17 protein-coding genes are annotated in these 23,447 nt (G+C 50.6%); 10 read left to right on the plus strand and 7 right to left on the minus strand.

Annotated features, from left to right (window positions below; all coding sequences use genetic code 11):
• Positions 1-106: 106 nt before the first annotated feature.
• Complete coding sequence (locus FEK50_RS24695; protein WP_276320334.1) at positions 107-271, plus strand: hypothetical protein; 165 nt, start codon at positions 107-109, stop codon at positions 269-271.
• Positions 272-403: 132 nt separating this feature from the next.
• Positions 404-892, plus strand: a complete 489-nt coding sequence (eco, locus tag FEK50_RS06150) for a serine protease inhibitor ecotin (RefSeq protein ID WP_130207134.1) — start codon at positions 404-406, stop codon at positions 890-892.
• Between the two features lie 142 nt (positions 893-1,034).
• Here the strand turns inward: eco and mqo are convergent, their stop codons facing one another.
• From mqo to ompC, 6 genes are all read right to left on the minus strand, one after another.
• Positions 1,035-2,681, minus strand: coding sequence for a malate dehydrogenase (quinone) (mqo, locus tag FEK50_RS06155; RefSeq protein ID WP_130207136.1), 1,647 nt, complete (start codon positions 2,679-2,681; stop codon positions 1,035-1,037).
• 217 nt (positions 2,682-2,898) lie between these two features.
• Positions 2,899-4,542, minus strand: coding sequence for a microcin J25 efflux ABC transporter YojI (gene yojI / locus FEK50_RS06160; protein ID WP_131162204.1), 1,644 nt, complete (start codon positions 4,540-4,542; stop codon positions 2,899-2,901).
• Positions 4,543-4,617: 75 nt separating this feature from the next.
• Positions 4,618-5,268: a DNA oxidative demethylase AlkB gene (alkB, locus tag FEK50_RS06165; RefSeq protein ID WP_131162205.1), complete on the minus strand. Its 651-nt coding sequence runs from the start codon at positions 5,266-5,268 to the stop codon at positions 4,618-4,620.
• Complete coding sequence (gene ada / locus FEK50_RS06170) at positions 5,268-6,332, minus strand: bifunctional DNA-binding transcriptional regulator/O6-methylguanine-DNA methyltransferase Ada (protein ID WP_131162206.1); 1,065 nt, start codon at positions 6,330-6,332, stop codon at positions 5,268-5,270. Before ada ends, alkB begins: the two co-directional genes overlap by 1 nt.
• 73 nt (positions 6,333-6,405) lie before the next feature.
• Entirely contained in the window at positions 6,406-7,461 is a 1,056-nt protein-coding gene (gene apbE / locus FEK50_RS06175; protein ID WP_131162207.1) for an FAD:protein FMN transferase ApbE, read from the minus strand.
• A gap of 111 nt (positions 7,462-7,572) precedes the next feature.
• A complete protein-coding gene (gene ompC / locus FEK50_RS06180; protein WP_131162208.1) occupies positions 7,573-8,676 on the minus strand; it encodes a porin OmpC in 1,104 nt (367 codons plus the stop codon).
• 736 nt (positions 8,677-9,412) lie between these two features.
• Between ompC and rcsD the strand changes: the two genes are divergently transcribed.
• The gene (rcsD, locus tag FEK50_RS06185) at positions 9,413-12,085 is read left to right on the plus strand and encodes a phosphotransferase RcsD (protein WP_131162209.1); all 2,673 of its coding nucleotides are present in this window, start codon (positions 9,413-9,415) and stop codon (positions 12,083-12,085) included.
• 16 nt (positions 12,086-12,101) lie between these two features.
• Positions 12,102-12,752 carry a response regulator transcription factor RcsB gene (rcsB, locus tag FEK50_RS06190; protein WP_042290573.1) on the plus strand — a complete coding sequence of 217 codons (651 nt, stop codon included), beginning with the start codon at positions 12,102-12,104 and terminating at the stop codon, positions 12,750-12,752.
• Between the two features lie 400 nt (positions 12,753-13,152).
• Here the strand turns inward: rcsB and rcsC are convergent, their stop codons facing one another.
• Positions 13,153-16,002 (minus strand): two-component system sensor histidine kinase RcsC, encoded by a 2,850-nt coding sequence (rcsC, locus tag FEK50_RS06195; protein ID WP_130260524.1) that lies wholly within the window; start codon positions 16,000-16,002, stop codon positions 13,153-13,155.
• Between the two features lie 168 nt (positions 16,003-16,170).
• Here rcsC and atoS point away from each other — a divergent pair, with 168 nt between their 5' ends.
• The 6 genes from atoS to atoB all read left to right on the plus strand — a co-directional run bounded on the left by atoS (position 16,171) and on the right by atoB (position 23,414).
• Positions 16,171-17,997 carry a two-component system sensor histidine kinase AtoS gene (gene atoS, locus FEK50_RS06200; protein ID WP_131162015.1) on the plus strand — a complete coding sequence of 609 codons (1,827 nt, stop codon included), beginning with the start codon at positions 16,171-16,173 and terminating at the stop codon, positions 17,995-17,997.
• Positions 17,994-19,379: an acetoacetate metabolism transcriptional regulator AtoC gene (gene atoC, locus FEK50_RS06205; RefSeq protein ID WP_131162016.1), complete on the plus strand. Its 1,386-nt coding sequence runs from the start codon at positions 17,994-17,996 to the stop codon at positions 19,377-19,379. Before atoS ends, atoC begins: the two co-directional genes overlap by 4 nt.
• A 194-nt stretch (positions 19,380-19,573) precedes the next feature.
• Positions 19,574-20,236, plus strand: a complete 663-nt coding sequence (gene atoD, locus FEK50_RS06210) for an acetate CoA-transferase subunit alpha (protein ID WP_000850521.1) — start codon at positions 19,574-19,576, stop codon at positions 20,234-20,236.
• Positions 20,236-20,886 carry a 3-oxoacid CoA-transferase subunit B gene (locus FEK50_RS06215; RefSeq protein WP_130207151.1) on the plus strand — a complete coding sequence of 217 codons (651 nt, stop codon included), beginning with the start codon at positions 20,236-20,238 and terminating at the stop codon, positions 20,884-20,886. Before atoD ends, FEK50_RS06215 begins: the two co-directional genes overlap by 1 nt.
• Positions 20,883-22,205: a TIGR00366 family protein gene (locus FEK50_RS06220; RefSeq protein ID WP_130207152.1), complete on the plus strand. Its 1,323-nt coding sequence runs from the start codon at positions 20,883-20,885 to the stop codon at positions 22,203-22,205. The genes FEK50_RS06215 and FEK50_RS06220 overlap by 4 nt, the downstream gene beginning before the upstream one ends.
• Before the next feature lie 24 nt (positions 22,206-22,229).
• Positions 22,230-23,414, plus strand: a complete 1,185-nt coding sequence (gene atoB, locus FEK50_RS06225; RefSeq protein WP_130207153.1) for an acetyl-CoA acetyltransferase — start codon at positions 22,230-22,232, stop codon at positions 23,412-23,414.
• The last annotated feature ends 33 nt before the right edge of the window (positions 23,415-23,447 follow it).

A 23,447-nucleotide genomic window follows, 5' to 3' on the forward strand; every position in this document is an offset into this window, starting at 1 on the left:
TGACCTTCCATCATTAACGTGCTCTGAAAATTGAGAGCGACCAAAGAAACCGCGTAATTAATAAGCCATTTTTATAGGCGCTAAGATATTAAAGGATGTGTCAAAGATGCATACCCCGATCGGGGTAAAACCTGTAGCAGGATCAAAAGAGTGGCGGGAAGGCTGGCAAAAATGGGCTTTTATTCACATTTCAATCGGTTATAAACAATTTTACATAGCGATAAATTCACCAAAGATATTCTTCCAGGCTTCGCTATCCATCAGCATATAACTCCAAAAGAGAAGGTAAAGTTGTCTGAATATTCTATGCATTATTCATAAAGCAAATTAATAAATCTGATGAATATGTTAACCTTCAGCGACATCATCGGTGAAAACCTATAAATGAAGAAGGAAAGCAAAAATGAAGACTATTCTACCTGCAGTATTGTTTGCCGCTTTCGCCACAACTTCAGCCTGGGCGGCAGAAAGCGTTCAGCCACTGGAAAAAATCGCCCCTTATCCGCAAGCTGAAAAAGGGATGAAGCGTCAGGTGATTCAGTTAACCCCGCAAGAAGATGAATCTACCCTGAAAGTAGAACTGTTAATCGGTCAGACGCTGGAAGTTGACTGCAATCTGCATCGTCTCGGCGGGAAACTGGAAAGCAAAACGCTGGAAGGCTGGGGCTATGATTATTATGTCTTTGATAAAGTTAGCTCCCCGGTTTCCACGATGATGGCCTGCCCGGATGGCAAGAAAGAGAAGAAATTTGTCACCGCGTATCTGGGCGATACCGGAATGCTGCGTTACAACAGCAAGCTGCCGATCGTGGTGTATACGCCAGACAATGTGGATGTGAAGTACCGCATCTGGAAGGCGGAAGAGAAGATTGACAACGCGGTAGTTCGCTAAACACAGCGTAACGCCCGTCGGTCGGATAAGGCGGTTACACCGCACCGACATGCAACGCCCGAGCCGGTTGCCTGATGCGACGCTGGCGCGTCTTATCAGGCCTACGCCACATCCGGCATACCATGCCGGATGTGGCACATCATTACAACGCAATATCCGCCACTTCTTTTTGAACGGGTTGCGGTTTCAACTGCGGTTTCGGCGTACTGTCTGCCGCCTGCGGTTTGTCGTATTTCAGCCCCAGCACTTCGCTGGTGTACTGCAACTCACGTTCCGTTGCTGCCACATCACCATTCAGCTTACGTCCATAAGACGGAACGATCGCTTTCAGCGTGGCCTGCCATTGCGGGCTGGAAACACGATCACCAAACACTTTTTCCAGCAGATTCAACATAATCGGTGCGGCGGTTGACGCCCCCGGCGATGCCCCCAGCAGCGCAGCAATGGTTCCTTGCTGGTCACTGACCACTTCTGTTCCCAGACGCAGTACGCCGCCTTTGTCGGCATCACGCTTGATAATCTGTACGCGCTGCCCCGCTTGCCACAAACGCCAGTCCTCTTTTTTCGCCTGTGGATAGTACTCTTTCAGCGCTGCAAAACGATCCTCTTCACTCAACATCACCTGACTAATCAGGTATTTCACCAGATCGAAATTATCCAGCCCGACGTGCATCATCGGCATCACATTAGAGGTGGTGGTGGAACTCATCAGATCCCACAACGAACCGTTTTTGAGGAATTTGGTTGAGAAGGTGGCAAATGGTCCAAACAGCACTACGCGTTTACCGTCCAGAACACGGGTATCGATATGCGGAACCGACATCGGCGGCGCACCGACAGATGCTTTACCGTAAACCTTCGCCAGATGGTGATTAACCACGTCAGGGTTTTCCGAGACGAGGAACTGACCGCCCACCGGGAAACCAGCGTACTCTTTCGCTTCCGGGATACCGGATTCTTGCAAAAGCTTCAGCGCCGCACCGCCCGCACCGATAAAGACAAATTTCGCGCGAATGTTCTGTACTGTGCCATTTTTCAGATCGGCAATGGTGACGGTCCAGGTGTTGTCGTCATTACGTTTGAGGCCGCGGACTTCGCTACTGAGTTGCAGCGAGAAGTTAGATTTTTTCTGCAAGGAAGCAATTAACTGGCGAGTGATTTCACCATAGTTCACATCGGTGCCGATTTCTGTACGTGTCGCAGCCACTTTCTGCTGCGGATCGCGTCCTTCCATCACGAGTGGCGCCCACTCTTTGATTTGCGCGTGATCTTCGGAGTAACGCATACCGCGGAACAACGAACTTTGTTGCAAGGCCGCGTAACGGGCGCGCAGGAAGTTGACGTTATCTTCGCCCCAGACAAAGCTCATGTGCGGAACGGTATTGATAAATGAACGCGGAGTACGCAGCACGCCGCGCTCGACCTGGTGCGCCCAGAACTGGCGGGAAATCTGAAATGCTTCGTTAATGGCGACTGCTTTTTCGATACTGATGCTGCCATCGGCGTTTTGCGGGGTGTAGTTCAGTTCCATCAGTGCAGAATGCCCGGTTCCGGCGTTGTTCCAGCCGTTCGAACTCTCCTGCGCGACACCCTCCAGGCGCTCCACCATGGTCATCGACCATTCAGGCTCCAGCTCGCGTAAATAGGTCCCCAACGTGGCGCTCATAATGCCGCCGCCAATCAACAGTACATCAGTTTCCTGCTCCTCGGACGCTTTCGCTTTTGCCGCCATCGAAACGGCATTAAGCCCCACGGCCATCGAGAAGAGCATGGCAGTCACTTTTTTCATCTTGTTAATGCCTTACTTTTAGTCGCTTTATTGCAGGTGAGATTTGCGCGGCATCAACGGTAACACTTAAGTAACAATATTTAAATAATGTTTATAAATTATCTTCTAATTTTATAAACATTATAATTTCGTTGATTAATTATAGGGTTATTAGAAACGGGGGGATTTTTAGAATATTGACCTGGCGGCAGCAGTCCGCCAGGTCAGCGTCGAAATATTATGCCGTCCGGGCAACGGCATCACGCGAAGCAGCGTCACGCTCTTCGCCGGTCAGCTCGCTAAGTTGTCCGTTGCGCATTTCCAGCAGGCGGTCGGCGTGGATGAAGTAGTGATCATCATGGCTGATAGCGAAAATTGTTTTACCCATCTCCTGCATCAGCGGCAGCAGCACCTGATAAAACTCACGGCGGAAATGTGGATCCTGATCCGCCGCCCATTCATCCAGCAGAATAATATCGCGTTCTTCTGCCAAAGCCAGCAACAGCGCCACGCGTTTTTTCTGCCCTTTCGATAACTTCAGGTTAACAATACGCCCGTTACTTAACTCAAGCTTATGACCCATTTTCAGCTGCGCCAGCCACTTCTCAACCAGTTGCGGGTTAGCAGGTTTGCCCTCCGGCCCCAGCAGTTGATCAAATAACCAGACATCGGTAAACACCGCCGAAAACAGTTTGCGATAATCTTCCGGTTGTTCGCCGCTGACAGGTTTGCCATCCAGCAAGATTTCGCCGCTTTGTGGCTGATACAACCCAGTCAGCAACATCGCCAGCGTCGATTTGCCGCTACCATTGCCACCAATCAGAAACAGCAGTTCGCCACGTTTAATGGTGAGGTTAATCGGCCCAACGGAAAACGCGTTATCCTGATAAGCAAACGTAACATTACGCAGCTCAAGCGTTTGCCAGTTGGGAAACGCCTGCGGACGCGGAAACTCCGCTTTGAAAGGTGCGAGCGCGAATTTGTTCAGCTTATTAAACGCCACCTGCGCCGTCAGCAGCGTCGGCAATGCGCCAACCGCCGAAAGCAGTGGCGTACGCAGGAATAACAGCGTCAACGAATAGGTCGCGGCAACGTTGGTATCAGCCCAACCCAGGCTATTTGCCATCCAGAATACTAGGCCGATAGCACCCAGCATCATAATGTTCGACCAGTTCACGGCACTTAGATGGAAGGTGTCTGCGCGGATAATATGATGGCGATACTCTTGCGCATCAGGAATGTAGAGATTGTTAAACACATACTCGGCGCGCTCACGGTTCAGAGTCAGCTCTTTGCGCCCTTCGAGTACAGTTTGAAAATCCGAGTACAGTTTGTCTTCGGTTTCACGCAGAGTCGCCATATGCTTGTACACCCGCGCCACCAGTACAAAACCGCCCCAGATGGTGACTGCCATCCAGATAGCCGTTACCAGCAACATTTTGCCCGACAACATCCAGAGATACGCCGCTGAACCGATAGTGAGAATGATCCCCTGCACCAGTTCCGGCAGACGCACAAAAGCAATGGTAATATTGCGTACATCGCTGGTTAACCCCGCCAGCAACGAGGCGCTACCGAGTTGTTCGATACGCTCGACGTGAGTATCCAGAATCCGCTTGATAAATTCGCTACGCAGTCGGTAAACGAAATGATGCCCCAGCGTAGTAAGTGCCAGTTGCGATCCCAGTGTTACCGCCATTAACAGCAGCAATAAACCCAGAAACTCCGGCAACACCAGCAGACTGGTATCCGCCGTTTCGATAAGGCGCTGATTGATAAAAGCAATTAAGCCAATGCCTAATGCCGCACTGGCGAGGCTTAGCGCCATCACACTGATAAATGGCCAGCGATACTGCCGCCAGACAAGTACAAGAAGTTCCATGCAGAAAACCCGGACAATGAATTACAGCCCGCAGTTTAAACATCTCCGCGTGCACAGCAATAATAATTCTTATTTTTATTCTGTTTTACCTGCCTGACGGAATGTCAGGTTGTAGCGGCAGTCGGCGGTGAGTGGATGAAACCCCGCTTTGAGCGGTTGAATGCCGTGATAAAACAGCCGTGATTCACCGCCCCACACCACTACATCGCCATGTTCCAGCAACAGTCGTTTGAGCAGATCATTTCGTTTCAGGCCACCAAATTGAAAAATCGCGGGTAAGCCCAGAGAAACAGAAACAATTGGCGCGCGCAGATCCGGTTCGTCTTTATCCTGATGCAGCGACAGTTTCGCGCCCGGGGCGTAGCGGTTGATAAGGCAAGCGTCAGGCTGGAAATCTGGATAGCCCGCTGCCGTGGCCGCGCGCCGACATAAATCATAAAAACTTTGCGGCATGGTAGGCCACGGTTGATTTGTTTGCGGATCAATGGGCGAATAGAGATAACCTTGCCGATTGGTCGTCCAGCCCAGATGCCCACAGTTGGTCATCGCCACCGACATGGTATATCCGCCAGGAGTGACCATCTGGCGAAACGGCGACTGGCTGGCAATGCCACTGATATCGTGCATCAGTTGTTCCGCAACGTTAAAAGCAAAACGGCGCAAAATCACCGCGCCGGAAGCCAGCGATTCGTGCCACGGTTCAGCATCAGCAAACAGATCCAACATTACCTCTCCTCATGATCAGCTTCGCGGCGCAGCAAGTGCGCTTTGCGCGACACGCCCCAGCGGTAACCAGAAAGTGTGCCATCACCGCGTACTACCCGATGACAAGGGATAATAATAGCTAATCTATTGGCGGCGCAGGCACTGGCTACGGCGCGAACGGCTTTTGGTTTGCCAATCGCGTTCGCCAGTTGCTGGTAACTCACCGTTTCACCACAAGGTATAGTGCGAAGCGCCTGCCAGACTTGTTGTTGAAAAGCGGTGCCGCGAATATCCAGCGGTAACGTCAGCGGCGTATCGCGGTTATTGAGGCTGGCAATAACCTCACGTATATGTTGCTGAAATATCGGATCCGCCGGCGCGTTGTCAGCGGCAGGAAACATCTGACGGAGTTCGCTGATTAATGTCCCGTCATCGTCGCCCAGCAGAATCGCGCAAATCCCCCGCTCGCTTTCCGCCACCAGGCAACGCCCCAGCTCACAATCAGCCAGCGCATAACGCACTGCCAGGTTTTCGCCACCGTGACGAAACTGTTTAGCCGTCATACCCAACGTTTCGTCAGCTTTGCGGTAGTAACTGCTGCCGTCGGGGAATCCAGCGTTCAGAATCGCCTGGGTGACGCTCTCCCCTTTCGCCAGCGATTCGCGCAAGCGACGAGCACGCCAGGCCTGTTGCCAGGCTTTTGGCGTCATTCCGGTGGTGGCTTTAAATAAACGATGCAGATGGAATGGACTCATCGCCACCTGGTCGGCCAAGGCTTCCAGCGTTACAGGCGTTTCCTGTTCCAGTAGTCGACACGCGTGGGTGATTTTATCCAACCGGTGTTGCTGGGCATTGGCTTTATCAGGTTGGCAGCGTTTGCAGGGGCGAAATCCGGCGACGAGTGCCTCGCTGGCATTTGCGTAGAAGGAGACGTTTTCCCGCAAGGCATGTCTCGCGCGGCAAGACGGACGGCAAAAGATACCCGTGGTGCGCACGGCGAAAACGAATTCGCCGTCGGCATTCGGGTCGCGGGCTAAGACCGATTGCCAGCGTTGATCGTCAGTTAAGCGTGTGGCGTTTTTCATAATCAGCTCCCTGGTTAAGGATAGCCTTTAGTCTGCCCGGTCACCATCACGCAAAAACCAACAATCTTGCGCTTTAATTTTTTTCGCTCACCAGGAAGCTTTTAAACTGCGGCGACATCCAGGTTTTAAAACTATCGCCTTCTTTGGTGATCATATAAACCGCCAGCCCTTCCCGGCGAACGACTTCTTTGGCTTTCTCTGGCCCGAGCACCATCAAACCTGTATCCCAGGCGTCAGCTTCCAGTGCCGTCGGAGCAATCACCGTCACGGACACCAGATTATGTTCGATAGGTCGTCCGGTTTGCGGATCGATAACATGGGAAAGGCGTTTGCCGTCCAGTTCGTAATAGTTGCGGTAGCTGCCGGAGGTGCTGATACCGTGGCCGTTGATATCCACCACCGCCTGAACCGCGTTTTCTTTATCGGTTGGTTTTTGAATCGCCACTCGCCACGGTTGGCCTTCGCCATTCATACCGCGGCTGTTCAGCGCCCCCCCCACCGACACCAGATAGCGGGAAATACCTTCCTGCTCCATCAAGCGTGCCAAATGATCGGCCGCATAGCCTTCGCCGACGGTCGAAAGATCGACATATAAATCCGGAAGATCTTTTTGCAGGTACTGCTGATGATACTGATTGATGACCGTCAGGTGCTGTAAGCCGGTTTTGGCTTTCATTGCATCAATTTGTTCCTGGCTCGGAATTTGTACCGGTTGTTGTTCCGGGCCAAAGCCCCACAGATTCACCAGTGGCCCGACTGTAATATCCATCGCGCCATCGGTCTTTGCGCCAATACGCAGCGAGGTAGTGACGATATCCGCCATCGCTTCATTTACCGGCCACGGCGACAAACTTTTCGAGTCGTTAAAGCGCATCAGCGCGGAGTCTTTTTTATAGGTCGAAAGCAGCTGATCGTCAGCGTCCAGCTGGGTCTGAATCTTCTCTTTAAGTTCAGCACTGCGTTTGGCGTCAATGCTAGGGATGCTGGCACGCCAGAAGGTTCCCATTGTTTTGCCTTCAAGAACGGTAACTTCAGTAGCGTGGGGTTTGGCGGGTTGTGTTTTTTGATCGCAACCAACAAACAAGAGCGCGGCAGCCAGCAATGCCACACGGGTAAAGTTCATTTCCATACGTGATTATCCTCATGCGAACGGTCGCAAGAGTACACCAAAAGACTGCGTTTGTACGCTGAAAACAATGAAAAAAGGGCCCGCAGGCCCTTTGTTCGATATAAATCGAGATTAGAACTGGTAAACCAGACCCAGAGCTACGATGTCATCAGTGTTGATGCCAGCAGCGCGGGTGAACTGGTTGTCGTCCAGCAGGTTGATTTTGTAGTCAACGTAGGTGGACATGTTTTTGTTGAAGTAGTAGGTCGCACCAACATCAACATATTTCAGGATATCTTCGTCGTCGTAGTTACGACCAGCAACGACACCCAGGTTTTTACCTTTAGACTGCAGGTATGCTACAGACGGACGCAGACCGAAGTCGAACTGGTACTGAGCAACAGCTTCGAAGTTCTGTGCTTTGTTCGCCCAACCCAGGGAACCTACGCGAGTTGCGTTGTAGGTCTGGGTGTACTGAGCAGCCAGGTAGATGTTGTTAGCGTCGTATTTCAGACCACCAGTGTAGGTTTCAGCACGGTCGCCAGTACCGATGAAGCCCAGGTTGTTCTGATCCCAAGTACGTTTGGAGCTGGAAACTGCAGCACCGATACCGAAGCCTTCGTAATCATAAGTGATAGAACCGCCGACACCGTCGCCGTTCTGACGCAGAGCGCCACGACCGTTGTTGGTCATGCCTTCGCCGCTTACGCTACCGTTTTTGCCCTGGTACTGAACTGCAAAGTTCAGGCCGTCAACCAGACCGAAGAAGTCGGTGTTACGGTAGGTCGCGAAGCCGTTACCACGCTGCTGCATGAAGTTGTCAGAACCGTAGGTGTCGCCACCGAATTCTGGCAGTACGTCGGTCCAGGAAGTTACGTCGTAAACAACGCCGTAGTTACGACCGTAGTCGAAAGAACCAACGTCCTGGAATTTCAGACCAGCAAATGCCACACGGGTCCAGGAGTTGTTTTCGCTTTCCGGAGCGTTGCCCTGGATCTGATATTCCCACTGGCCGTAACCGGTCAGCTGGTCAGTAACCTGAGTTTCACCTTTGAAGCCAAGACGCATGTAGGTCTGGTCGCCATCTACAGACTTGTCGTCAGAGAAATAGTGCAGGCCGTCTACTTTACCGTACAGATCTAATTTGTTGCCGTCTTTGTTGTAAACTTCAGCAGCATTTGCTGCGCCTGCTACCAGCAGAGCTGGGACCAGGAGGGACAGTACTTTAACTTTCATGTTATTAACCCTCTGTTATATGCCTTTATTTGCTTTTTTATGCCACTGCATACTGATTAACCCTCATTAATCAGTCGGCAGGTCCATTCTCCCCAAAAATGCAGAATAATCCAACACGAATATGATACTAAAACTTTTAAGATGTTTCAAATATCCACATAGGTATTTCAAAATGTAAATGTGATGGAACTTTTTCAAATTCTAATGGTTGAGCAAATAACGCACTAAACATCAAGTAAGATTATTTCGACCTTTAAAACAATAACTTAATCTTAAGTCTTTGACCGCACTGAATGTTAAAACAAATTCTTCACTCGCAACTAAAATATCTCTCGCTATCATCATTAACTTTATTTATTACCGTCATTCATTTCTGAATGTCTGTTTACCCCTATTTCGGCCGGATGCATCGCATCCGGTTTTTTTTACCCTTCTTTACACATCTTTTATTTTCCTGTGCTACCGTAGCAAAATTATAACAATCGTTAACTATTTCGTAAAAAACGACAACAATTACCGACAAAATCTATCTGCGCTATTTTCCTGATAATTTTCTTCATGCCTGTGGGTTATTTGTACATTAACAACGCATTTGTACATTTATTTACCGCAGCGCAAAATGTGAAATATCGTCGGCTAATGCCTTAACATCAATCAGGTAAGAGTCTGGAATTTCACACTGTACCCTTTATACTGCCCTATCACTTTGCGAAGTTTTAACAGGTCATAAACACGAATGCGTCAGAAAGAGACAACGGCCACGACCCGCTTTTCACTCCTACCGGGGAGCATTACCCGCTTCTTTTTACTGCTGATCATCGTGTTACTGGTGACGATGGGTGTAATGGTACAAAGCGCCGTTAACGCCTGGCTGAAAGATAAAAGCTACCAGATCGTTGATATTACCCATGCCATACAAAAGCGCATCGATACATGGCGTTATGTGACCTGGCAAATCTACGACAACATTGCCGCGACGGCCTCTACCTCCTCCAGCGAAGGGTTGCAGGAGACGCGCCTGAAACAGGATGTCTATTATCTGGAAAAACCGCGCCGCAAAACGGAAGCCCTGATCTTTGGTTCTCACGACAACTCAACGCTTGAAATGACCCAAAGAATGTCCACTTATCTGGACACATTGTGGGGCGCAGAGAATGTACCCTGGTCGATGTACTATCTGAACGGCCAGGATAACAGCCTGGTTTTGATCTCCACCCTACCGCTCAAAGATCTCACCTCAGGATTTAAAGAGTCGACCGTCAGTGACATTGTTGATTCTCGTCGCGCAGAGATGTTGCAACAGGCCAACGCCCTGGATGAACGCGAAAGTTTTTCTAACCTGCGTCGCCTGGCCTGGCAGAACGGTCATTATTTTACCCTGCGCACCACCTTTAACCAGCCGGGGCATCTGGCGACGGTAGTCGCTTTTGATCTGCCTATTAATGATTTGATCCCGCCGGGGATGCCGCTGGATAGTTTCCGTCTGGAGCCAGACGCGACAGCTGCGGGAACCAATAATAATGAGAAAGAAGCGACGGATAGCGTCAGTATCCACTTTAATAGTTCGAAGATTGAAATCTCTTCGGCGCTAAACTCCACAGATATGCGTCTGGTCTGGCAGGTTCCTTATGGCACATTGCTGCTGGATACGTTGCAAAACATTCTCCTGCCGCTGCTGCTGAACATCGGTTTGCTGGCGCTGGCGCTGTTTGGCTATACCACCTTCCGCCATTTCTCTGGCCGCACCACCGAAAGCGTACCCAGCACGGCAGTGAACAATGAACTGCGCGTTTTGCGGGCCATCAATGAAGAGATCGTGTCACTGCTGCCGCTCGGCCTGCTGGTTCACGATCAGGAATCGAATCGCACAGTAATAAGCAACAAAATTGCCGACCACCTGCTGCCGCATTTGAATCTGCAAAACATCACCACTATGGCAGAGCAGCATCAGGGCATCATTCAGGCGACGATCAATAACGAACTGTATGAGATCCGTATGTTCCGCAGCCAGGTCGCGCCGCGTACACAAATCTTCATTATTCGCGATCAAGATCGCGAAGTACTGGTGAACAAGAAACTCAAGCAGGCGCAGCGTCTGTACGAGAAAAATCAGCAAGGCCGGATGGCCTTTATGAAAAATATTGGCGATGCACTAAAAGAACCTGCTCGCTCCCTGGCGGCAAGCGCAGCCAAACTCAACACACCGGAAAGCAAACAACTGGCGAATCAGGCTGATGTGCTGGTGCGCCTGGTCGATGAAATCCAGTTAGCAAATATGCTTGCCGACGATAGCTGGAAAAGCGAGAGCGAGCTTTTCTCCGTGCAGGATTTAATTGATGAAGTCGTGCCTTCCGTGTTGCCAGCCATCAAGCGTAAAGGTTTGCAGCTATTGATTAACAATCATCTAAAAGCACACGATATGCGCTGCGGCGATCGCGATGCCCTACGCCGTATTTTGCTGTTACTGATGCAATATGCTGTCACCTCAACGCAAATGGGGAAAATTACCCTTGAGGTTGACCAGGACGAATCTTCCGAAGAACGTCTGACTTTCCGCATTCTGGACACCGGAGATGGCATAAGTATTCATGAAATGGATAATTTGCACTTCCCGTTCATCAACCAGACCCAAAGCGATCGTTACGGCAAGGCGGATCCGTTAGCATTCTGGTTGAGCGATCAACTGGCGCGCAAGCTAGGCGGTCATTTAAACATCAAAACGCGCGACGAGCTTGGTACACGTTATTCCGTGCATATCAAAATGCCCACTGCGGAACCAGAAGTAGAAGAGGAAGAAGAGCGTTTACTGGATGATGTTAGCGTGATGATGGACATAACTTCCGCAGAAATTCGGAATATTGTCACTCGCCAGTTAGAAAATTGGGGGGCAACCTGCATCACACCGGATGAAAGATTAATTAGTCAAGATTATGATATCTTTTTAACGGATAATCCGTCTAATCTTACTGCCTCTGGCTTGCTTTTAAGCGATGATGAGTCTGGCGTACGGGAAATTGGACCTGGTCAATTGTGCGTCAACTTCAATATGAGCAACGCTATGCAGGAAGCGGTCTTACAATTGATCGAAGTGCAACTAGCGCAGGAAGAGGTGACAGAATCGCCTCTGGGCGGAGATGAAAATGCACAACTCCATGCCAGCGGCTATTATGCGCTCTTTGTAGACACAGTACCGGATGATGTTAAGAGGCTATATACTGAGGCAGCAACCAGTGACTTTGCTGCGTTAGCCCAAACGGCTCATCGTCTGAAAGGCGTGTTTGCCATGCTTAATCTGGTACCCGGCAAGCAGTTATGTGAAACGCTGGAACATCTTATTCGCGAGAAGGATGTCCCAGGAATAGAAAAATACATCAGCGACATTGACAGCTATGTCAAGAGCTTGCTGTAGCAAGGTAGCCTATTACATGAACAATATGAACGTAATTATTGCTGATGACCATCCGATAGTCTTGTTCGGTATTCGCAAATCACTTGAGCAAATCGAGTGGGTGAATGTTGTCGGCGAATTTGAGGACTCTACAGCACTGATCAATAACCTGCCGAAGCTGGATGCGCATGTTTTGATTACCGATCTCTCCATGCCTGGCGATAAATACGGCGATGGCATTACCTTAATCAAGTACATCAAGCGCCACTTCCCAAGTCTGTCGATTATTGTTCTGACCATGAACAACAACCCGGCTATTCTTAGCGCGGTACTGGACCTGGATATCGAAGGGATCGTTCTGAAACAAGGTGCGCCGACCGACCTGCCGAAAGCGCTCGCCGCGCTACAGAAAGGTAAGAAATTTACTCCGGAAAGCGTTTCTCGGCTGTTAGAGAAAATCAGTGCCGGCGGTTACGGTGACAAGCGCCTCTCACCAAAAGAGAGTGAAGTTCTGCGCCTGTTTGCCGAAGGCTTCCTGGTTACCGAGATTGCTAAAAAGCTGAACCGAAGCATTAAAACCATCAGTAGCCAGAAAAAATCCGCAATGATGAAGCTGGGAGTCGAGAACGATATCGCTCTGTTGAATTATCTCTCTTCTGTGACGTTAAGTCCGGCGGATAAAGAGTAATTTCCCGCATTCCCGATAAACTCCGATTACCGGATGCAGCGTAAACGCCTTATCCGGCCTACAAATTCCATTATTTCAATGGATTACGATAATGTAGGCCAGATAAGACGCGCCAGCGCCGCATCTGGCATTTGCACCGATTACCGGATGCAGCGTAAACGCCTTATCCGGCCTACAAATTCCATTATTTCAATGGATTACGATAATGTAGGCCAGATAAGACGCGTCAGCTTCGCATCTGGCATTTGCACCGATTGCCGGATGCGGCGTAAACGCCTTATCCGGTCTACAAATTCCATTATTTCAATGGATTACGATAATGTAGGTCAGATAAGACGCGTCAGCGTCGCATCTGGCATTTGCACCGATTACCGGATGCAGCGTAAACGCCTTATCCGGCTTACGATTCTCGCGCTTTCCTGACCCTCTCGGCATACATCGTCAGCGTCTGTTTTATAACATCCAACGTCACTGGCTTAGACAGACAGCTATCCATACCGGACTCCAGACACCGCTGTTTCTCTTCAGCCAACGCATTGGCCGTTACCCCTATTACCGGCAACGTGAGTCCCAACTGGCGGATACGTTGCGTTAACCGGTAACCATCCATATTCGGCATGTTGACATCACTTAACACGATATCAATGTGATTCTTACTAAGAACATTAAGCGCATCAACACCATCATTCGCCGTCTTACACTGATAGCCCAACGATCCAAGCTGATCGGCCAACAGACGACGGTTAATTGGATGATCGTCCACGACCAGAATCATCATATCGTCGTTATTGCTGACCACTTTGTCGGTCGACGGCAGAGAGTTAGCAGGATCGTCGCTCTCCATTTCTATCAGATAGATGCGCGCCAGCAATGTCGGTAGCTCGTGCGGAGCTGCCACACTGTGTACCCATTCACCAGGCGCTTTCTCAAGAGGGATACCGATATGGCGACGACAGAAAGTCACAACCGCCCTGCCCTGCCATTTTTTACTCATCACATCATCGGTGATCAACACATCTTCGGAAGTCGGCTCCTGCCCTTCGTATGTAGCAACGACTATGCCGCTACGCTGCAAACTGGTTTCAAGGAACTGACAGAGCGACGCATTGCGTACCGCCAGCCAGCAACGTTTACCCGTTAATCCTTCGACACCTTTTTTCTGCGGATACTGCGCGCCATACAGTGGAATACGCACCGCAAACTGGCTGCCCATTCCCGGTTCAGAATCCACCGAGATGTCACCGTCCATCATGCTGATCAGTTTTTCACAAATCGCCAGCCCCAGACCAGTACCCTGGAAGTTACGCTGTACGCCCGTCCCTACCTGGAAGAACGGATCAAATAACCGCACCACTTCTTTAGCTGGAATGCCCACCCCGGTATCGCGTACGCGAATAGAAAGATAATCACCATCAACGCGAACATGCAGAACAATGCAGCCGGTATCGGTAAATTTAATAGCATTACTCAACAGGTTGGAGATCACCTGCTGTAAGCGCATTGGGTCGCCATTGAGCGCCATCGGTACATCTGGCTCAATAAAACAGTACAAACCAAGTTGCTTGCGTACCACCAGCGGCAAATAGTTGGCGGTGATGTGGTTCATGACTTCGCGCGGTGAAAACTCGCGAGGTTCGATTTTCAACTGTTCCGATTCAATCTTCGAGAAATCGAGAATGTCGCTAATAATTTTCAATAACAGGCTGGAAGAGTTATTCATTGCCGTCACCAGACGGTCGACACCTTTTGGTAACTCTTTGGTTTGTAATAGATCCAGGTTGCCGATAATGCCATAAAGCGGCGTTCGCAGTTCGTGGCTGACGGTAGCAAGGAACATCGATTTTGACTGGCTCGCCTGTTCTGCTGCCTGCGCCATTTCTTGCAGCGACTCTTCCATCTTCACACGTGAAGACACATCTACCAGTACGCAAATTGCCACGTTTTCATTACGATAGCGCGAATGAACAAAGCTGATTTGCAGGTTGGTATTGTTACTGGTAAGGACATCGACAAAATTGACCTGCTGGCCACAAATAATTTGCGTCAGCCGTTGGCGATCCTCATGCGTAAGCATGTTGAGATAGGTATGCGCCAGTTCGTTACTCAAAATATTAACGCCATCGACAGTTCGCAAAATGCAGATCCCCACAGGCGCTGAGGCGACTATCTTGCGGTTAAACTGCTCATGCTCTTCCAGTCGCTGGGCGTCACTTTCCGCCGGAATAAAAATACGTCGCTCATACATCCGTGCGAGGGTAAACAATGCAGCACCCGCAATCACGTTCAGCAAAATCGCGTTAAGTATCAACATGCGAATACGTTCCAGCACCTGATCAACAGGCACGGAATAGACAATACTTAGCGAAGACGGCGGTAGATTTTTTTTCAGCACCAGCTCACGGAAACCTGGCGTATAGCCAAACCAGGATCGCTCCTGCATCCAACGCGGTTCGGCTTTAATCTTACTTTCCGGTCCGGTCAGCGAAATCAGGGTATGGCCATTTTCATCAAGAATGGTGACGCCCATCGGCAACGTCCCCGGCAGGAAGAAGTTCTCCATCCGAATTGTCTGTTCTACGCCTAAAAGCGCTTGCAAACGGTTTGCCAGATAAACCGGCGTCAGCGCGTAGAAATATCCCACCCCAGGACGCGGCCCTTCACTGATCCAGAAAAGATTACTGCCACTGTCATCCTGTGGCGCGTTACGATATTTGTTAATGCGTTCATGCAGGGCTTTCAGAGCGGTGTCACGTTCGACGGGCATATCACGCAGGCCAAAGTTAGCCATACAGAGGTTATCGCTGCCGATTAAAAACACGCGGTTGAGATCGTAAGCCGCAGAGAAATTATCGCGCCAGTAGCGCATAAACCACGCCAGTGACTCCAGGGAGCCTCGCCAGGTATTGCTCATTGCGGAACAATCGGAATCAGCAAACAGCGGTTCGAAAACCGGCACATCTGCTTGCGTTTCACGCCCACGCGGAGAAAGCACGCCGTTTTCCACGGATAAGCGATTTTCAGCAATGTACTTCAGCTCTTTCATGACATCAGAGGTGCGCTGAATAAACCGCTGGGCCTGATCGGAGCTCAGATTAAATTCCTGACGAATCTCAGATTCTCGTTGATGTAAAGCGTTGACGATGTAAAACACTGATGAAAAAGCAATCAACAGCCAGATCAATAACGCCAGCGCTCTGAACATGTAGCGCGAGACTTTCAGGGTTGTGCGAAAAGAAGCAAGGTATTTCAAAGGGGCGAAGCTCCGCCTCAGGTGACCGATGGAGTGTGGTTAAGGTAGCGGTAAAAGCGTGTTACCGCAATGTTCTGTCTTCTCTGGAATATGATACACCGCCGAGAAATCATTACCTTAACCCCTGATAATCGTCGTTTGCCTGAAAAACCAACCCGGATACCCAGCATGCACTCTCTGAAGTGGTTGTACCCACGTCGTCTGCGCAACCAGCTCATTATGATGGCAATCCTGATGGTCATTATTCCGACGCTATCTATTGGTTATATCGTAGAAACTGAGGGTCGGTCAGCGGTCTTATCTGAAAAAGAGAAAAAATTAGCGGCAGTTGTGCAGTTGCTGAACGCCGCACTGGAAGAACGCTTTGCGCTTTACCAACATCTGCCTCGTGAGGCACGCATCCAGGCACTGAATCATGAGTTGGCTCCCATCACTGAACGTATTACCCGAGCATTTCCCGGTGTCGGGGCTGGCTATTACCACAAAGGACTGGATGCAATTATCACTTATGCCCCGTCGGCACTCTATCAAAGCAATGTAGGTATTAGCATCACCCCGGATCATCCCGGCAATATCGTTATGCAAACCAACACGCCACAACTCTTTTCCGGCAGGCAAGTCCGCGGCGATATTATGAATTCCATGATCCCAATAGAACGCCAGGGCATCGTGCTTGGTTATATATGGGCGAATGAATTAACGGAGGATATTCGTCGTCAGGCATGGAAAATGGACGTGCGGATAATCATTGTCCTTTCTGCCGGGCTGCTGATTAGTCTGCTGTTGATTGTGCTTTTTTCCCGTCGTTTAAGCGCCAACATCGATATCATCACCGCGGGTCTGTCGACGCTAGCGCAGAATAATCCTACACAATTGCCACCGCTACCTGGCGAACTAGGGCAAATCAGCCGTTGTGTGAATAACCTTGCCGATGCGCTTCGTGAATCGAAAACACTCAATGACCTGATTATTGAAAATGCCGCCGATGCCGTGATTGCCATTGACCGACAAGGCGATGTGATCACCATGAATCCCGCAGCGGAAGCCATTACCGGATACAAACGTCACGAGCTGGTAGGCCAGCCTTACGCCACGCTATTTGCCAACACCCATTTTTATAGCCCTGTCCTCGATACGCTGGCGCACGGCATTGAACATATGGCACTGGAAATCAGCTATCCCGGACGCGACCGAACCATTGAAATCAGCGCCACCACCAGCCGAATCCATGACGGACATGGCCAAATGATTGGCGCTTTAGTGATTTTTTCCGATCTGACGGCACGTAAAGAGGGCCAGCGGCGACTGGCGCAGACGGAAAGACTCGCCACCCTGGGGGAACTGATGGCGGGCGTAGCCAATGAAGTGCGCAATCCTCTCACCGCCATCCGGGGTTACGTGCAAATCATTCGCCAACAGACTCCCCAGTCAGAGCACAAGGAATATCTCTCAATTGTGCTGAATGAGATTGATTCCATTAATAAAGTTATTCAGCAGCTTTTGGATTTTTCCCGTCCGCGTAAAAGCCAGTGGCAACAAGTGTATCTCAATGCCTTGATCGAAGAGACGCTGATTCTTGCCCAAACCTCCGGCGTACAGGCACGGATCGACTTTATTACAGAGCTTGATCCTTCACTCACTGCGATCGTGGCAGATCGAGAACTACTCAAGCAGGTAATCCTGAATATGTTGATCAATGCCGTGCAAGCTATCACCGCGCGCGGGGAAATCCGCATTCGCACGTGGATGTATACGGCTAACCAGCAGGCGATCACGATTGAAGACAACGGCTGCGGCATCGACCTGTCACTACAGAGAAAAATCTTTGATCCCTTCTTTACCACCAAAGCGTCCGGTACGGGACTTGGCCTCGCCCTAAGCCAACGAATTATTAATGCGCATCAGGGCGATATACGCGTCGCCAGCCTCCCCGGCTGTGGTGCCACATTTACCCTTATCTTACCGATTGATCCGCAGGAAAATTTGCCCTTATGAATGCTGTTTACCGAGTCCTGATTGTCGACGACGAAGAGAATGTGCGTCGTATGTTGTCCACCGCATTTTCTTTGCAGGGTTATGACACTCACTGCGCCAGTAATGGACAAGAAGCCTTGCCTCTGTTCACCCGTGTGCAGCCGGACGTAGTGCTGATGGATATCCGGATGCCGGAAATGGATGGCATCAGCGCGTTAAAAGCGATGCGTGGTCACAACCCTCGTACGCCCGTTGTCCTGATGACCGCGTATGCGGAGGTCGAAACGGCGGTGGAAGCCTTACGCAGCGGTGCGTTTGATTACGTAATCAAACCGTTTGATCTGGATGAACTGAACCTGGTCGTGCAGCGCGCATTACAGCTGCAGTCAATGAAGAAAGAGATTCGCCAGCTACATCAAGCGCTAAGCGCCAGTTGGCAGTGGGGCCACATATTAACCAACAGCCTGGCCATGAAGGAAATCTGCAAGGATACGGCAAAAATCGCCCTCTCCCAGGCCAGCGTATTAGTCAGCGGCGAAAGTGGTACGGGTAAAGAGCTGATCGCCCGGGCGATCCATTACAACTCCCGACGCGCCAATGGGCCATTTATTAAAATTAATTGTGCCGCGCTACCAGAATCCCTGCTTGAAAGCGAACTTTTTGGTCATGAAAAGGGCGCATTTACTGGTGCACAAGCGCTACGTCAGGGGCTTTTTGAGCGTGCCGACAGCGGAACGTTATTCCTGGATGAAATAGGTGAAATGCCATTGGTATTGCAGGCCAAATTATTGCGTATTTTACAGGAAAGGGAATTTGAACGGATTGGTGGTCATCAAACCATCAAAGTCGATATTCGCATTATTGCCGCTACCAATCGTGACCTGGACGCAATGGTAAAAGAAGGGACTTTCCGTGAAGATCTCTTTTATCGCCTTAACGTAATTCATTTAATATTGCCGCCGCTTCGCGAGAGACGTGAAGACATTTCCCTGTTAGCCAACCATTTTCTGCAAAAATTCAGTAGCGAAAACCAGCGCGATATTATCGAAATAGACCCCAGCGCGATGTCGTTGCTCGCCAGCTGGTCGTGGCCAGGCAATATCCGAGAGCTTTCCAACGTCATTGAACGCGCCGTGGTAATGAACTCAGGACCGGTGATTTTTGCAGAAGATCTACCACCACAATTTCGCCAGTCTGTAAGCCTGAATAGCGATGCGAAGAGCACACCAGTTGGCGAACGCAATCTCAAAGAAGAGATTAAGCGTGAAGAGAAACGGATCATTATTGAAGTGCTGGAGCAACAGGAGGGAAACCGTACCCGCACCGCACTGATGCTCGGTATCAGTCGCCGCGCGTTAATGTACAAACTGCAAGAATACGGTATTGATCCAGCTGGTACGTAAGACAAAAACTGCTATGCAGAAATTTGCACAGTGCGCAAATTTCTGCATAGCAGTGTATTACCTCCTTCCCTCCTTATTTTTTTAATTCCCTTTTTTTCAATACATTAGAAATCGACATCGAATAACTTCATTCTGGCACTCCCCTTGCTATGCCTTCTGTGTACCCACAACGGTGTATTCAAGAGGGATAAAAAATGAAAACAAAATTGATGAGCATAGAGGACGCCGCCAGCTTCTTTCGTGATGGCATGACCATTATGGTTGGTGGTTTTATGGGAATTGGCACGCCTCCCCGCCTCGTTGAGGCATTACTGGAGTCCGGTGTCAGGGATCTGACATTAATCGCCAATGACACGGCATTTATTGATACTGGTACTGGCCCGCTGATCGTCAACGGTCGGGTCAGCAAAGTCATCGCTTCACATATCGGCACCAACCCGGAAACCGGACGGCGTATGATTTCTGGCGAAATGGAGGTCGTTCTCGTACCGCAAGGTACGTTGATTGAGCAAATTCGCTGTGGCGGTGCCGGACTTGGTGGTTTTCTCACCCCAACCGGTGTCGGCACCGTCGTCGAAGAAGGCAAACAAACGCTCACCCTCGATGGCAAAACCTGGTTGCTTGAACGTCCATTGCGGGCAGACCTGGCGTTGATCCGCGCCCACCGTTGCGACGCACTCGGAAACCTCACCTACCAACTCAGCGCCCGCAACTTTAACCCCCTGATTGCTCTCGCAGCAGACATCACGCTGGTGGAACCCGACGAACTGGTCGACACCGGCGAATTGCAACCTGACCACATTGTCACCCCCGGTGCCGTTATCGACCACATCATCATTCCGCAGGAGAGCAAATAATGGACGCAAAACAACGTATTGCGCGCCGCGTGGCGCAGGAACTTTGTGATGGTGACATCGTTAACTTAGGGATCGGTTTACCCACAATGGTCGCCAACTATTTGCCGGAGGGTATTCATATTACTCTGCAATCGGAAAACGGCTTCCTCGGTTTAGGCCCGGTCACAACAGCGCATCCAGATCTGGTTAACGCAGGCGGACAACCGTGTGGCGTTTTACCCGGCGCAGCGATGTTCGACAGCGCGATGTCATTTGCGCTGATTCGTGGTGGTCATATTGATGCCTGTGTACTCGGTGGCTTACAGGTCGATGAACAAGGCAATCTCGCCAACTGGGTCGTGCCAGGAAAAATGGTACCTGGTATGGGAGGTGCGATGGATCTGGTGACCGGATCGCGCAAAGTGATCATTGCCATGGAACATTGCGCCAAAGATGGTTCAGCAAAAATTTTACGTCAATGCACCATGCCGCTAACCGCGCTTCACGCAGTTCATATACTGGTGACAGAACTGGCGGTGTTCCGCTTTATCGATGGCAAGATGTGGCTCACTGAAATTGCCGAAGGTTGTGATTTAGAAACTGTGCGTGCCAAAACTGAAGCGCAGTTCGCCGTCGCTGATGATCTTTTGCTCCCACAGGGGGCGCTATGATCGGTCGCATCTCGCGTTTTATGACGCGCTTTGTCAGTCGCTGGCTTCCCGATCCCCTGATCTTCGCCATGCTACTGACATTAATCACCTTTGCAGTAGCACTCTGGCTAACGCCACAAACTCCAGTCAGCATGGTGAAGCTCTGGGGCGACGGCTTCTGGAATCTGCTGGCATTCGGGATGCAGATGGCGCTCATCATCGTGACCGGACATGCACTCGCCAGTTCTGGTCCGGTGAAAAGTTTGTTACGTACTGCGGCGTCAGCAGCCAAAACGCCTACCCAAGGGGTCATGCTGGTCACCTTTTTTGGTTCCGTCGCCTGCGTAATCAACTGGGGATTCGGTCTGGTGGTTGGCGCAATGTTTGCTCGCGAAGTTGCACGTCGGGTACCAGGCTCCGACTATCCGTTGTTGATCGCTTGCGCCTACATCGGCTTTCTCACCTGGGGCGGTGGTTTTTCCGGCTCAATGCCGCTACTGGCAGCAACACCGGGGAATCCCGTTGAGCATGTCGCCGGGTTAATTCCGGTCAGCGATACCCTGTTTACTGGCTACAACATCTTTATCACCCTGGCCCTGATTGTGGTGATGCCGTTTATCACCCGCATGATGACGCCTAAGCCTTCCGACGTGGTGAGTATCGATCCGAAGCTGTTGTTGGAAGAAGCGGATTTCCAGAAGAAGCTCCCTGCAGACGCCCCACCTTCAGAGAAACTGGAAGAAAGTCGCATCCTGGCGTTGATTATTGGTGCTCTGGGCATTGCTTATCTGGTGCTGTACTTCTCCGAGAAGGGATTCAACATCACCATCAACACCGTCAACCTGATGTTTATGATTGCCGGTCTGTTGTTGCATAAAACGCCGATGGCCTATATGCGGGCGGTAAGTGCGGCTGCGCGCAGTACCGCCGGGATTCTGGTGCAATTCCCCTTCTATGCTGGGATCCAGTTAATGATGGAACACTCCGGCCTCGGTGGCCTGATCACCGAATTTTTCATCAATGTCGCCAACAAAGATACCTTCCCGCTGATGACCTTTTTTAGCTCTGCGCTAATTAACTTCGCCGTGCCTTCTGGCGGTGGACACTGGGTTATTCAGGGGCCATTCGTCCTTCCTGCCGCGCAGGCGTTAGGGGCCGATCTGGGTAAATCAGTCATGGCGATTGCTTACGGTGAACAGTGGATGAACATGGCACAACCGTTCTGGGCGCTACCTGCACTGGCAATAGCCGGGCTCGGTGTCCGAGACATCATGGGCTATTGCATCACCGCCCTGCTCTTTTCCGGCGTCATTTTCGTCATTGGTTTAACGCTGTTCTGACGGCAACTCATAAAAGGAAGAAAAATGAAAAATTGTGTCATCGTCAGTGCGGTACGTACTGCCATCGGTAGCTTTAACGGTTCTCTCGCCTCCACCAGTGCCATCGATTTGGGGGCAACGGTGATTCAAGCCGCCATTAAACGCGCGAGAATCGATTCACAACATATCGATGAAGTGATTATGGGGAACGTGTTGCAAGCCGGGCTGGGGCAAAACCCGGCGCGTCAGGCGCTGCTAAAAAGTGGACTAGCTGAAACGGTGTGCGGATTCACGGTCAACAAAGTGTGTGGTTCAGGTCTGAAAAGCGTGGCGCTTGCCGCCCAGGCGATTCAGGCAGGTCAGGCGCAGAGCATCGTGGCGGGTGGAATGGAGAACATGAGTTTAGCGCCCTACTTGCTCGATGCAAAAGCACGCTCTGGTTATCGACTGGGAGACGGACAGATTTATGACGTAATCCTGCGCGATGGCCTGATGTGCGCCACCCACGGTTATCACATGGGGATTACCGCCGAGAACGTTGCCAAAGAGTATGGAATAACCCGTGAAATGCAGGATGAATTGGCGCTACATTCACAGCGTAAAGCGGCAGCCGCCATTGAGTCCGGTGCTTTTACAGCCGAAATCGTCCCGGTAAATGTTGTCACTCGGAAGAAAACCCTCGTCTTCAGTCAAGACGAATTCCCGAAAGCGGATTCTACGACAGAAGCGTTAGGCGCATTACGCCCGGCCTTCGATAAAGCAGGAACAGTCACCGCCGGGAACGCATCTGGTATTAACGACGGTGCTGCCGCTCTGGTGATTATGGAAGAATCTGCAGCACTGGCGGCTGGCCTTAAACCACTGGCACGCATTAAAAGTTATGCCAGCGGCGGCGTGGCCCCCGCGTTGATGGGAATGGGCCCCGTTCCCGCCACGCAAAAAGCGTTACAACTGGCGGAGCTACAACTGGCGGATATTGATCTCATTGAGGCTAATGAAGCGTTTGCTGCACAGTTTCTTGCTGTAGGGAAAACACTGGGCTTTGATCCTGAGAAAGTGAATGTCAACGGTGGTGCCATCGCGCTCGGGCATCCTATCGGTGCCAGTGGTGCTCGTATTCTGGTCACACTATTACATGCAATGCAGGCACGCGATAAAACGCTGGGGCTGGCAACACTGTGCATTGGTGGCGGCCAGGGAATTGCAATGGTGATTGAACGGTTGAATTAACGAACAAAAACGCCCGATAGCGAAAGTTATCGG

Source organism: Escherichia sp. E2586, from assembly GCF_005781105.1.
Classification (GTDB): Bacteria; Pseudomonadota; Gammaproteobacteria; order Enterobacterales; family Enterobacteriaceae; genus Escherichia.